The organism is Streptomyces rimosus subsp. rimosus (genome assembly GCF_000720725.1).
In the GTDB taxonomy this organism is placed as follows: domain Bacteria; phylum Actinomycetota; class Actinomycetes; order Streptomycetales; family Streptomycetaceae; genus Streptomyces; species Streptomyces rimosus_A.
Genome location: NZ_JOCQ01000038.1, coordinates 56,851 through 70,098, shown reverse-complemented (window position 1 = coordinate 70,098; position 13,248 = coordinate 56,851). Strand labels below are relative to the sequence as shown.

Below are 13,248 nucleotides of genomic sequence, written 5' to 3'. Positions count from 1 at the left end.
GGCCAGGGGCGAAAACCATAGCGGTACAGCACTGCGATGCCGCCGTCATGTTGCACGTGCCGCCCGAGGGACCGCACTCATTGCTCTCGTACAGGGAAAACTCCGGCTGCTTACTGACCATCAATGCGTGATGTCGTCGTGGTGAGGCCAGGACAGGCCGGTGCCGCGGAGGCAGCCGTCGAGCACGTCGTTGCGGTATTGCAGTTGGCGTAGGCCCCGGCGGACGGCGGTGATCAGCTCCTGGGGATCAGCGAAGGCCCGGTTGGCCAGGGTGGTGCGGCGCAGGACGGACCAGATGCCCTCGACCGGGTGGAGGTCGGGCGCGTAGGAGGGCAGCTGGTGGGCGGTGAGCCGGTCGCGGTCGGCGATGTAGCTGCGCATGCCGGCCGCGAGATGGGTGTTGAGGTTGTCCCAGACCAGCACCATGTTGCCGCCGAGTTGCTGGTGAGCGGCTTGCCGGAGGTCGCGGTAGTCGGTCCAGGCGAAGGACTTGCGCCCGTCGTGTCGGGGGTCGGCCCGCGGCCGGTAGATCAGCCGGGGCGTGTGGCCGGGCCTGTAGCAGAGCAGGGCGGCGACCGACAGGCGGCGCCGGGAGCGTCCGCGGACGTGCACCACGGGGGTATGGCCGCGGCGGGCCCAGGTGCGGGTGGTGGGCGGCGTCAGCGTGAAGCCGGCCTCGTCCTCAAAGACGAGCCAGGCGTCGCGTGCCGCCCGGTTCCTTCCACCTGCGGCCAGGTTCCTTTCACCCAGCCGGCCACTGTCTGCTCGTCCCGTTCGACTGCGCGGCGGGTGGGCAGCTGGCAGGTCCAGCCGTGCCGCTTGAGCAGGACCGCCCCTCCCTGGACGGTGTAGCTCTTGTGGAATCGGCGGCCGATCAGCGTCCTGATCCTCGACAGGGTCCAGGTCTGGTCCGGCCAGCCGTGCGCGACCGGACCCTTGTCCAACTCGGTCTCCAGCACCGCGAACAGCTCATCGCTCAGCAGCGGCAGCGAAGCCGGGCCCTTGGAGGCCAGGGGCGGCGGTCCCTTCTCGCTCCAGGCTTTCCGCCACCGCTGCACCGAGCGAGCAGTGACCCGTAGATCCCGAGCAATCGCGGCCGTTTCCTCGCCCCGGGCGAACCGCTCGGCCGCCTCCATGCGCAGCCGTTCCCGGAACGCCCGCCGCTCGGCGGTGAGGCCACCCCCCTGTGCGTACCTCATGCAGACGGCATACCGCAGGGATCAGCGGCCGTCAGCCCTCCCGACATCACGCATTGATGGTCAGTAGGCAGGAACCGAGCAGCTGTTAGTCAGCACACCGCCACGCTGCGGAATGCCGGGCTGATCTCGACCCGTCGCAGCGGTGGTCGAGTGGTGCACACTATCACCGCGCTCGGTCGCCATCTTTGAGCCCGCTCTGCGGGCGAGAAGATGGCCTCGACATAGGCGGCCACCCGAGGGCTACGACCCGGCCGATGTACTCGACGGTGATCTGCCGGAAGTCCTCGGCTGTGCGCAGACAGTTCGTCGTCTGGATCCAGGCGTTGATGAACTGGTCGAGACTAGTGAAACGGTACATCTTCTCCAGGCCCGCGACCGTGTCGGCCGGGAGCCGCAGACCGTTGCGCCGTGCCAGGCCGAGCAGCGTCACCGGTTCGACCGTGCCCTCCAGGTGCACGTGCAGTTCGAACTTCGGCGTCGCCGGCCGCGCGCCCGGCGGGACAGCCGCCGGATCACTCATGCGCTCTGTCCCGCAACGTCGCGCAAGAGCTGCCGGACTCCTCGGACCGGGCGGTATCCAAAGGCGTTCACCGCGGCGGTCGAGTCATACACCCGGTCCAGGCGATCGGGCACCGGCCATCCCCGGTCGTGAAATGCCGCGACGACGTCCGGCACCCGGCCCGCGAGCACCGCATGCGCATCACGGTGCAGTGCAAGGCAGTCGTCCCGGTGGAACGGGTGCGGCCCGGAGATGTTGAACGTACCGGTCACGGCGGCGTGCGACACGGCCAGGACCCCCGCCGCCGCCACGTCGGCCACATCGACTGCCCGGTGCAGCAGATGACCGGCCAATACCGGAAACGGCTCAGGAAAGCACCGCGCTATGCGCAGGGTGACCGAGGCAACGGCACAGGTGGCGACCAGATCCTCGGCGGCCAGTTTCGTCTCGTCGTAGATGTCCCGCGGAAGCGGCGTGAGCTGCTCATCCACCCACACCGTTCGGTCGGTGGGCACCAGCGCATGCCCGTAAACACTCGTACTGCTGATGTAAACGACACGCCGTACACCGAGGCGGACGGCGTCGTCCAGCAGGCCCGCCGTCGCATCGACGTTCACGGCGCGGAACTCTTCATCGGCCAGGTGCCCGACGTGCGGGGCATGCAGCGCGGCAGCATGGACCAGGACATCGGCCGACGATAATGCGGCCAGCCGCACGGGCCGGTCCCGCAGGTCTCCGACGACACTCGTCCAACGCCCCGGCACCCGGTCCACACCGCGGACCGTCCAGCCAGCCACGGCGAGCGCCGCAGCCAGTGCCGAGCCGACCCGCCCCGAACTCCCCGTCACCACGACCACCCCAACGGGGCCGCCGCTCCCTAACTCCGTGCACATGCCCGATCCCCTCCCCGCGCGGCTCAAGGGCCGGCTTCGTGTAGCGCCCGGAGAACGCCACCGCATGTACGGATCAAGCTACCGCAGCCACTGGTCCAGGGATCCTTGCTCCATCTCGTGGCGCTTCACCACGCCTTGGAGACGAACACCACCGTCTCGAAGATCAGGCATCCTGCTTACTCAACCGCAGAAGGAGGGATTCGGGTTGGAGTGAATGTCACTCAATGAGACAGCTCAAAGTGTCTGGAGAACCGACCAGTTTGGCCTCGAGGCCCCACCCCGGGCCGGTGCGGACCTCGTCGACGGGGCGGGCCAGTGCGAGGGCGGCGGGTAGCGGGAAGGGCGGCACGTAGGCAGCCGTACCCGCGGTGGACCGGGCCCGGTCGCTGCGTCATCGCAGACCACCCCGCTGCATCACAACGGACGGGTCAGGCCCGTCCGTCAGGTATCCGCGTAGGCCGGCGCCCGGGCTTCAGTCTCGTCTGGACCGCGAAGGCCGCGGACCATCACAGTGCCTCCGTGGCCGCGGCCTCCTGGACGGCCGCTGCATCCGCCTCGGCCCGGTGAGGTGTCCGGCCGGGTACGTGCCGCCCACGGGATGCCGTTCACGTGAGGTGGAGGGTGGCCAGGGCGGTGGTCCAGTCGGTGGCGATGGCCTGCTGAACCTGGTCGAGCGTGACCTGCCCCGCGCACAACGCCGTGTGCAGCCGATTCTCCACGGCGTCCTTGGGGTTGTTGGGCCCGCTGCCGGGCTGGTGCCCGGGCGAAGGGGGTTCGATTCACAGATTCCTGGCATCGTTGGGATCGCCACCGAGTTCCAGGGAGATCAGGTGGTCGTACTCGGCGTCGTGCAGGCTCGCGGTGTAGCCGTAGGAGCGGGCGTTGGCGGTCTTCTCGACGCTGGTGACGGGCACCGGCGGCCGGATCTTCGAGGTGTAGCCGGTGGTGCGGCACACGGTGGTCTTCAGCGTCGCCGGAGTGACGTCCGGGTTCAGCGCGCCCGGGGTGCAGGAGGCGTCCTGCAGGGGCTGGCCGTGGACGGTGCGGTAGTGGCACGTGCTGGGGGGCGGGCTGGGCCTGGACCGTGTAGTGCGCCTGCGGGCCCGGCCCCTTGGCAATCAGCGACGAGGCGGCGTTGCCGCTCCCGGACACGGGTGTGCGGGTCGGCGCGGTGCCGGACGCCCCGGCGCTCTCGCGGTGCTTGCCGTTGGCGGAACCACCGTCGTTGCCGCCGGTGCAGCCGGCGAGCAGCGCGGCGCCCAGCAGCACGGCCGCCGTGGGCCGCAGCGTGTACGAAGGCAGGAACATCGCGGCCTCCTCGGGGCGGGGACATGACCAGATTGGTAGGCCACGGCGGTACGGGAAGCCCCCGCGAGCGTGAAGTTTCGCTACCTCCTTGACCGCGCAGCCCGCTCCCGTCCGCGCAGCTGCGAGGCCGGTGTCCTGGCCCCGCGGCGTGCCGTCGGTGCGGGAGTCCGGCCCGGGTGTGCCGCGCCCCTCGGCTGCCGCATCTCCGGGGCCGGTGCCGGCCGTCATGGGCTCTCGCCGACCAGAGCAGGCGGTAGTCGGTCAAGGTTCTCGAGGTCGTCCGCTGTAGGGCACGTGCCCGTCGCGGGATCGTCCACCTCGTTGAGCACCAGCACTGATGCTGAAGGGCGGAAGAAAGGGGTGGTCCCCCGCCTACCCCCGAAAGGCGAGGAACCACTGCACCGCGCGGACGGGCCGGTGGGCCGCACCGTGGCGCTGGCGCGGCTTCCAAGGTGGCCTGGAGAGGCGCTCGTGACGACCTATTTCGGCGTAGCCCGAAAAACGTGCGACGGACAGAATGCGCGGTGTGGCGGTGCGGTTTCATTTCACGGCGCAGGACCTGGCCCGGACACGCTGGGCGGAGGGCCCCTTGCCTCTGCTGGAGCTGGGCAGTGCGGTCAGGATGCTTCAAAACCCCGGCTATCAGCTGCCCTTCGGTGCGTGGCGACGCGAAGCGCGTCAGCGGCTGCCTCCGCAGGCCCGCATGCTCATCGAGTTGAACCCCCGCTGGCCTCCCGGATACTGCGTCGATTTCACCCACGTCACCGAAACCGATCCCGAGCAGGCCTTCGAGGCGGTGCGTGCGACACCGCTGCCACAGATCCGCGAGGAATTGGGGCGCTTCGCTGCCCAGCGCCGATCAGTACCCGCCTGGCTGCGCCACCTTGGTGAGGACCGGAAGCTGGCCCACCGCCTGGTCGATACGCTGGAGCAGGCCTACACGCTGCTTCTCGCGCCGTGCTGGCAGCGAATCAGCGCGCTCGCCGCGGCAGACTGGGCCGTGCGGATGCGCCAGATGTCTGAGGGCGGTATGGAACGCGTGCTCAGCAACCTGGCGCCCGGCGCCATCAGCTGGAACCCGCCGGTGCTCCAGTGGAACTTCCCCGCGGCCGATACTGACGTGCATCTGGCAGGCCGCGGACTGCTCCTGGTTCCGTCTCTCCTGGGCCGGTGGCCCACCAGCGGTAACACCACCACACCCCAGCCCTGGCTCACCTACCCGATCCGCTACGACGAGCACACAACGATACTGCCCCGCCCGACGCCCGCAGCAGCCCTGACAGCCGTACCCCCGTCACTGGCCGCCCTCCTGGGCCGTACCCGCGCCAGCGTGCTGTGCGCGATCGCCGACCACCCGGGTTGCACCACCAGCCAGCTCGCCGCCCGCACGGGCATCGCCGTGGCCAGCGCCAGCGAACACGCCGCCGTCCTGCGCGCAGCCGGCCTGACCACCGCGGTACGCCACCGCAACATGACACTGCACACCCCGACCCCAGCCGGCCTGGCCTTCCTCGACGCTCCCGCCAACCCAGTGCCCGACGTCACCGCTACAAAATCCGCGAAGAATACCCAGCCCGGCACGTGAGTAGAAGCCACACCCCCGGTGCCTACCCGCGCTCAGTTCTCCGTCGGTGAAGGAGCACTGCCGCAGCGCCCCCGACACAGCAGGGTCTACGGCACACAGGCGCTCCTTTCATCACCCATCTCGGTGCCAGCCCGGCCGCAGGGCTGGGCAGACCGCCCTTGCCCTCAGCGGCCGCGGTCAGGCCAGGGAGGATCCGCCCGGAGTCCGTCGGGTATCCACGTAGGCCCGTACCCGTACGACGTTCTCGCCAGGAACACGCCAGGGCTGCGACGGACCGCTGGACCACCATAGGGAGCACAGAGCCTGCACAGCCGCCGCCGCGGTCTCCTCGTCACCGGCCGCCACTTCCACCGCGGCCAGGCCCGGCCCGGCGAGATGCTCCTCACTGATCGCCTTCATACACAGGCAGACCGCTGGAGCGGTCCGGTGGTTCGGCCTGTGGCAGGAGATCCTCCGTACGGGCGGCAAGGGGGTGCCGACGGTGGCGGATTGCCGGCTCCGGTTGCGGCTCAGACAGGCAGCCCGATGCTGCAGCCATGGGACGCGCCCTCGACGGCGCCGGTGGCGATCGGCCATCCGGCGGCGAGGGCGCTTCCACCCCGGGGACGGCTCCAGGCAGCAAACCAGTACCGCCCCATCGGCAGGGAGCATCCACCATGCCCGCTCTCGTGCATCTCGACCGCCTACTCAGAGCGGAAAACCAGACGTCCTACAACTCTGGATCGGCGTCTATCACGGCAGCCACACAACGGAGCCTGTGTCGTCGTCACCACGGCACGGGACGAGGGACAAGAATTCCTTCTAGGCGTCACTGTCGCCATCGAGGCGGCAACGTTCAGCCTCGATTCGGTGGCGTCGAGCGATTTCGAGCGTCCCCTCTATGGCGTTCCGGAGGGCCTCTTCGAGATTTTTCAGTTTCGGTATGCGCTGCTCGATCGTGGGAGCGGAGTTCACCTCCTGCCATGCATGGCGGTACGCGTCCTCCAGCTCCAGGACAGTCTCGGCCATGTCCGCTCGCTGGTCGAGCGACAGGCCGACCGGGCCGTGCATGCCTGCGCCGAGTTGCGCGCTGACGGAGATGAGGTCCGCGGCCAGGCGGATGTGCGTTGCTCCGACTTTCTTGCTCAGAATGATCTCGGCCAGAACGGAGTTGGGATGTTCTTCGTTGCCCAGCATGGCGTTTCCTTTAACCTAGCGTCCTTTTGAGCGCGATCATTCCTCGGGCGCCTGCCGGTATGTCCACTCCGCCGGCCCTCAATATTTCCACGCAGTAGGTGACGCAGCTGTTGTGGATTCCGTCGTATGCACCAAGGTCTGCGTTGATGGATCTTAGCTGGGCATCGATGGCGGCGTTCACATCGGGCACCTGGAAGGTCCGCTCTATCACGTTCGGTCCGAGTCGTTGAGCGCCCGCCCCGGTGGTGGGGAAGCCGTTGGGGCTGCCCGTTCCGTCCCAGCCGTTGATGACCTGCTCGGTCTCCATGTATCTGTCGTTGCCTTCCACGCGGATGGTGGCGTGTTCCTGATCCACATCCCATCGCACGGTCGCCTGCCCGGAGACGCCGGCGGGCTGGGTGCCGTCGTGGCACGGCGCGAGGCCGAGAGGGTCCGACCAGGTATGGGGGTTGTGGACGTAGGTGGTGGGGTTGGGCGCGGGGCTGAGGCCGAGGGGGTCGGGGGTGGTGTAGCGGGCGGTTTCGGGGGCGTAGGTGCGGAAGTAGTTGTAGTGGAGTTCCGTTTCGGGGTCGAAGTATTGGCCGGGGAACCGGAGGGGGGTGTGGGCGGTGGCCTGGGTGTTCCAGGTGGTAGTGCCCCACAAGGTGGTGCGGGTGCGGGCAGCGATGCTGCCGGCTTCGTCGAGGAGTTCGGTGGGGGCGCCGGCGAGGTCGGTGATGATGGCGAAGAAGCGCTCGTCGACCACATGCTGCGGGGCGTGGGCTGCGGTGAGGCGTTCGTGCTGCGTCAGCGGCGTATGACCCTGGTGGTCCCATGTGAGGGTCGTCTGTGTGGAGGTGCCGTGGACGAGGGTCGTCTGTTCGCACAGGGTGGTGCCGTCCCAGGTGAAGTCCACCTGCTCGGCGATGTGTCGGCCGTCTTCGGTCAGGCGGAGCTTGGCGGTACGCCGGCCGAGGGGGTCGTAGGTGTAGCGCCAGGCGGTGCCGTCGGCAGTGGTGCAGGCGATCAGGCGGTCTTCGGCGTCCCAGGTGTAGTGCCAGGTGTCGGGCTTGCGGGACAGGCGGGTCTTCTGGCGCAGGGTGGTGCGGCCGGCGGCGTCGTACTCATAGCGGATGGCCCCTGCCCGGTGGATGCGGGTGCCGGTGTAGGCGCGCTCGCCCCGGGCTTCGGGCAGCGGGTGGCGGTCGGGCCAGGTGGCGTGGGTCTGGTTTCCGGCCGCGTCGTAGGCGTAGGTCTCGGACCAGTTGTGGGCGGAGACGGTGGTGACCCGGCCGGCGGGGTCGAGGGTGAAGCGGCGGGCGCCGTTGAGGTGGTCGTCGACGCCGGTGAGGTAGCCGTCCGCGCGGTAGCTGTAGGCGCGGTGCTGAATGGTTTCGGTGGCTGAGGTGACGTGCTGGTCGGTGAGGCGGCCGAGGGTGTCGAATTGCTGGGTGAAGGTGATGTCGCCGAGGGCGCGGGAGAGTTCCTGGCCCAGGGCGTCGTGAGTGAAGGCCAGGGTGCGGCCGGCGGCGTCGAGTCCGGTGCGCCGCCCTGCCGCGTCGTAGGTCCACCGGCTGGTCGCGCCGGTGGGGGTGGTGCGGGATATGCGGCGGCCGAGGGCGTCGTAGCTGTAGGTGGTGGTGCGGCCATTGACCGTCTCGGCGACGATCTGCCCGGAGGTGTCGCGGGTGTAGGTGAGGGTGCTGTGCGGCGCTGTGATCTGAGCCAGGCGCGTGGCTGCGTCGTAGGTGTAGGTGGTGATCTCACCGTCCACGTCCTTGGTGACCGTGCGGCCCAGGGCGTCGTGGGTGAAGCGGATGGTGTGGCCCAGTGGGGTGGTGCGGGAGGTCAGCCGGCCCGCAGCGTCGTGTGTGTAGCTCTGGGTGCGGGCGTCGAAGTCCGTCTCGGAGATCAGCCGTCCGGCTGCGTCGTACTCGTAGCGCCAGGTCAGACCCTGGGGATTGATGACCTTCATGAGCTTGAGTTCGGTGTCGTGCACGAACTCGTGGCGTGCGCCGTCCGGTCCGGTACGCGCCTTCAGCTGGTCGAAGTGGCCGTATTCGAAGGTGGTGACCTGGCCCATAGGGTCGGTGTGGGAGGTGCAGTTGCCCTCACCGTCGTAGGTCCACGATTCCTGGGTGGCGTCCGGGTTGGAGCGGGAGGTGAGGAGCCCGTCGGGGTTCCACTGGTAGTGGGTGATGTTGCCGAGCGGGTCCGTTGTGGACGTGGTGCGGCCGAAGGTGTCCCGGCAGAAGACCGTGACGGCGCCGAGCGGGTCGGTGACGGTCAGCGGCAGGCCCGCCCGGTCGCATTCGACGTGGCTGGTACTGCCCAGTGGGTCGGTGACCGAGGTGAGGTGACCGCGCTCGTCGTGGGTGAAGCGTGTGGTACGGCCCGCGGGGTCGGTGACCGCGATCCGGTTGCCCTTGGCGTCGTATTCCTGGCGGAAGCTCTGGCCGTCCGGGCCGGTGACCTCCGCCGGCAGGCCGAGGCCGGTGTAGGTGGCGGTGCTGGTCGAACCGTCCGGGTGGACGAGGGAGACGAGGTGCCCGTTCTCGTCGTAGGCGAGGTGAGTGGTGTGGCCGAGGGGATTGGTGATCTGCAGGGGGCGGTCGTGCGCGTCGTAGGTGGTGCGCGTGGTGTTTCCGAGCGGGTCGGTGACTGCGATGACCTGAAGACGCTCGTTGACGAGGTACCGGGTCGAAGAGCCTTCTCCGTTGGTGTGAGTGGTGGTGCGGTGTCCGGTTTCGGGGTCGGCCTCGCCGTAGGTGAACCGGTTCGCAAGGTGTCCCTCGGCGCCGGATTGGGTGAGGCAGCGGTGGCGGTGATCGTAGGTGTACTCGTAACGGGAGCCGTTGGAGTCGACCCAGGCGGTCATCCGGTGCTCGGAGTCGTACTCGAATCTGGTGATCGCGCCCGTGGCGTTGGTGACGGTGGTGAGGTTGCCGTCGTCGTCGTGCCCGTAGGATCTGATCAGTTGATCCGAGCCGTCGTCGGCTGCGTCTGCCAGGTGCAGGGTGATCAGACGGCCGTGCTCGTCGCAGGTCAGCTTCAGCTCGTAGCCGGCGCTGTGGCGGAGCGCATACGGGATGCCCGTCTCATCCGCATAGTCGAAGGCGATCCAGTGCCCGTTGCGGTCCGTGATCTCGTCAGGCAGGGCCAGGCCGGGAGTGTGCAGGGCGTCGCTGAAATAGCGGGTCTGCCCCGTCTGCGGGTCGTGGACGGCCCAGTCACCCTGGTCCGTGCGCAGCAGTGGCCAGCGGGGGCCGTGCTTGGGCAGTACCTGCTCGCCGGCTTGTGGATGGGCGTAGCGCAACAGCATGCCGGATTCGGTGACGAAGACAACCTCTTCGTCGTCGATCTCCAGGCGCTGGTCGATGGTGGAGGACCACGACGGTCCGATGTGCCGTCCGATGCGGGTCGATGACTCGAACCTACGGCTGAAGGCCAGCGGCAGCATGCCGGGCAGCACGATATCGGTCTGCGAGAGGAAGACTTTGCCCGAAGCCAGGTCGACCGGGTCAGTGCCGTCCCTGCACTTTCCCTCGTCCTTACGGGTCTTGTCGTGCGGGTGGTCGGCATCCGCCTGTTCGGCGGCCTTGCTCTTCGCGGGGCCCTTGGACTGCGGGTCCTTCGAGTTCGGCGGCGTTCCGCCACCGCTCACGCCAGTATCTGAGCCGCCCCTGTTCGGGCCCTTCGGGTCGCCCTTGCCGCCTTTGCCGAGGCCCTTGAAGTGGTCGGCCAGTCCCTTGTCGTTCTCGTGATGGTTCTTGGCCATCTGCTTGATGCCGCGGGTCATGTTGTCGTCGAGGTGCTTGGCGGTCTTCTTGACGCCGTCCTCGATCCCCTCGATGACCTTGTCCAGCATCACGTTCGCCGCATCGGCGATGGCGTCCTTGCCACGGGTACGGCCGTGGTGGCTCCTGGCCCGGCCGATTTTGCCGCCCGCCTTGTTGCGGAATGTTTTGCCCGCACTCTGCAGGCTCGTCACGGCCCGGTGGTGCTCATCCTTGTCGAAGCTGAATCCTCCGCTGCCTCCCGAGCTGCTGCCTCCTCTGCCGGAGGTACCGAGTCCTCCCCCTCCCCCACGGAGGCTGCCGGCGCTGAGCAACTCCATCTGGCCACCGGCAGCGGCTTTGACGGAGTCCTTGGCATCCTGAACGCCCTGCCCGAAGCCCTCCTTACCCGCCTGGGCAGTCCGGCCCAGGTCCACTCCCTTCTGGGCACCCAGCGCGTTAGCGCCGAGCTGGACGACCAGGTCACCCACCATCGCGCCGAGGGCTTCCTCGACGGGAGTCAAGGCGATGCTGATGACCTGTTCGGCGACCTGCTGGCAGACCTCCTTGAACAACCGTTTGAGGATCATCCGGGTCGCCTGTGTCGCCCCCAGCGCACCCAGTTCGGACAGCCCGAAGGTGAAGGGGGCCGCGGCCTGAGCCGCGATCACCTCCGCTGCGAGAATTCCCAGCTGGACCAGCGCACCGATTTTGGCGCCCTCGATGAGGACCGCCACGCCGTCCATGGCGGTAGCCGCCATACGGCCGCAGTCTGCGAGGCCCTTGAGGTGCTGGCCGTTGACCTTGCCCCAATGGGCGTTCAATGCCTCGGCAGCCAGGGAACCGCCCGAGGAGCCAATCAGTCCCTCAATCGCGGTATGAGCTTCGCCGGCGCCTTCGTCGATGTCGTCGGCAAACTCCCGCATGGCGTTGGCCATCTCACGGTAGTCGTCCTCATCCACATTCGGCCATGACACACCGATGAGGTCCAGCAGCTCATCCGCCCACCCCGGCAGCACAACACCCACGCGAGAAACGCCCCCAATGATCACCAGTCAGGTAATCGGACGCTCTCACCACGACGTCGGTTCCTCAAGTCGGCATCACGCCCTCTGCAACCACGCCACTCTGTGCTGTTGTGGCACTCAGGTAGACGGATGCCGTGCAGCACAGGCCTGTGTTACCCGATACGTTGCGGCGTGCCAAAGCGAGAGTGCCTTGATCCGTACACGCAGTAAGCCAGCCCGTTGAACCACTCCAGTCACAAAGCCAGCACGCCCCTGCGCACGTCGTGGTGTGGCCGGGGCAGCCGGAGCCTGGATATCGGTACGAGAAGAGCCAAGAGCAGCAGCACATCACGGAACTACTTGCGCCGTTCCAGAGCGAGTTTCTCGCGGTAGGCCTGGACGGCATGGTGGCTGCGGGCCGCCAAGGTCGGCTCGTCCATGCGGTCTGCGATGCCCATCCCGTCAATGGCGTGCTGGGCGTCGGAGGAAACGGCGGCGTGAAGCGACGCCTCATGTCGGCGGCGGCACCTCTTGTAAGCGTCCCGGAGCGGCACCGAACCGCAGGACCAACGACCGGTGTCCGTATGCGTCCGCGTCCGCCGGCAGATCGTGGGCTTCACACCGGCGGGCCCCCAACCGGGCAGGCGGAGTGGCAGACCACGTACCCCTCCCCGCCACCGCAATGGCGCCGAGCAACGTCACGTACGCCGTGGTCACCGGCAGCTTCCGGGGCGGCCCCACAGCCGGCCCATCGCCTGCGTCAGAATCATCACGTTCCCTGCCCCACATGGTTCTGCGTCTGAGCCAACCGCGAATCGACAGGCAGCTGAACCGGGTACCGAAGGCTATGCGACCGGGGTGGCGAGCCGGTCGACGCCGGCTGAGCACGCCCCGTCCGTCTATGCGGCCTCTACGAGTGCTCTTCGTCAGCGGGTGCCTGCCCGGCCGGGAAGAAGATGCGGCTGAGGAGGTACGGTGCGCGGCCCGGCTCTGGTTGGTTGGCGAGCAGGGGGCTCAGCACCGTGAGCAACTTGCGGTTCATCTCGGCGAGTTCGTCCAGGCTGAGCCAGAGCGTGCCCTGGCGGTAGGCGACCGCGTCGGCGACCGGGTCGGCGCCAGCGCACCAGCTTCAAGCACTGGATCGACGCCGACCGGGACGGCTGCTCCACCCGCGCCGAGGTACTGATCGCCGAATCCCGGAAGCGCCCGGAGGTCGGGCCGAAGTGCACGGTCATCTCGGGCCGCTGGTTCTCGTACTACGACGGCGTGACCGTGACGAACCCCAAGGGCCTGGACATCGATCATATGGTGCCCCTCGCGGAGGTGTGGGACTCCGGGGCCTCCCAGTGGACCGCGGCGCGCCGCGAGGCGTACGCCAACGACCTCGGCGCCGACCGGTCGCTGGTGGCGGTTACCGCGAAGACCAACCGGTCCAAGGCCGACCAGGATCCGGCGACCTGGCTGCCGCCGCTTGCCGACGCGCGCTGTACGTACGCCGCCGACTGGATCAGCACCAAGCTCCGCTGGGCGCTCACTATCGACCGTGCCGAGCGGGACGCCCTGCGCCGTCTGGCCGCGGGCTGCGGCCACACCACCGTCGAATACCAGCGCGTGTAGAGACGGTCCGCCTGCCGGCGCTGCTGGCCGGGGTAGCGGTCCTTCGCACGTCCGCGCCGTTCGGGTTGTGCCTGCACCAGCGGCGCCCCTGCTCGGCCTTGTACGCCCGCCGCGCCTCCGCTTCGGCCAAGACTGATTGGGAGGCGCACCTCGCCCACGTCACCGCGGCCGAGCCCCCGCGCAGCGTCGCCGAGGAGAGAGACGATCTG

General features: G+C 68.5%; 8 protein-coding genes and 1 pseudogene. 2 read left to right on the top strand and 7 right to left on the bottom strand.

The window, feature by feature from the left end; all coding sequences use genetic code 11:
* Positions 1-120: 120 nt before the first annotated feature.
* From IH45_RS1000000151185 to IH45_RS1000000151055, 4 genes are all read right to left on the bottom strand, one after another.
* Positions 121-1,199 (bottom strand): IS630 family transposase gene (locus tag IH45_RS1000000151185; RefSeq protein WP_463607455.1). Its coding sequence is split into 2 segments (ribosomal slippage): positions 121-744 and positions 747-1,199, totalling 1,077 coding nucleotides; the frame shifts between segments, so codons are not numbered across the junction.
* Positions 1,200-1,362: 163 nt separating this feature from the next.
* The gene (locus tag IH45_RS0120530; protein WP_030670142.1) at positions 1,363-1,719 is read right to left on the bottom strand and encodes an amidohydrolase family protein; all 357 of its coding nucleotides are present in this window, start codon (positions 1,717-1,719) and stop codon (positions 1,363-1,365) included.
* Positions 1,716-2,591 carry an NAD-dependent epimerase/dehydratase family protein gene (locus IH45_RS0120525; RefSeq protein ID WP_078897681.1) on the bottom strand — a complete coding sequence of 292 codons (876 nt, stop codon included), beginning with the start codon at positions 2,589-2,591 and terminating at the stop codon, positions 1,716-1,718. Before IH45_RS0120525 ends, IH45_RS0120530 begins: the two co-directional genes overlap by 4 nt.
* Positions 2,592-3,370: 779 nt before the next feature.
* Complete coding sequence (locus IH45_RS1000000151055; RefSeq protein ID WP_394298689.1) at positions 3,371-3,547, bottom strand: hypothetical protein; 177 nt, start codon at positions 3,545-3,547, stop codon at positions 3,371-3,373.
* A gap of 878 nt (positions 3,548-4,425) precedes the next feature.
* Between IH45_RS1000000151055 and IH45_RS0120515 the strand changes: the two genes are divergently transcribed.
* Complete coding sequence (locus tag IH45_RS0120515; protein ID WP_158813175.1) at positions 4,426-5,484, top strand: winged helix-turn-helix domain-containing protein; 1,059 nt, start codon at positions 4,426-4,428, stop codon at positions 5,482-5,484.
* 177 nt (positions 5,485-5,661) lie between these two features.
* Here IH45_RS0120515 and IH45_RS1000000146680 read toward each other — a convergent pair whose 3' ends face one another.
* The 3 genes from IH45_RS1000000146680 to IH45_RS01000000143835 form a co-directional block, all read right to left on the bottom strand.
* Entirely contained in the window at positions 5,662-5,883 is a 222-nt protein-coding gene (locus IH45_RS1000000146680; protein ID WP_078897680.1) for a DUF6207 family protein, read from the bottom strand.
* Between the two features lie 402 nt (positions 5,884-6,285).
* Positions 6,286-6,660 carry a hypothetical protein gene (locus IH45_RS0120510; RefSeq protein ID WP_030670118.1) on the bottom strand — a complete coding sequence of 125 codons (375 nt, stop codon included), beginning with the start codon at positions 6,658-6,660 and terminating at the stop codon, positions 6,286-6,288.
* A 10-nt stretch (positions 6,661-6,670) separates the two neighbouring features.
* Complete coding sequence (locus IH45_RS01000000143835; protein WP_234440609.1) at positions 6,671-11,443, bottom strand: RHS repeat-associated core domain-containing protein; 4,773 nt, start codon at positions 11,441-11,443, stop codon at positions 6,671-6,673.
* Between the two features lie 1,095 nt (positions 11,444-12,538).
* Here IH45_RS01000000143835 and IH45_RS0120490 point away from each other — a divergent pair.
* A pseudogene (locus tag IH45_RS0120490) lies at positions 12,539-13,039 on the top strand (HNH endonuclease family protein); the annotation flags it as partial.
* Positions 13,040-13,248 lie beyond the last annotated feature (209 nt).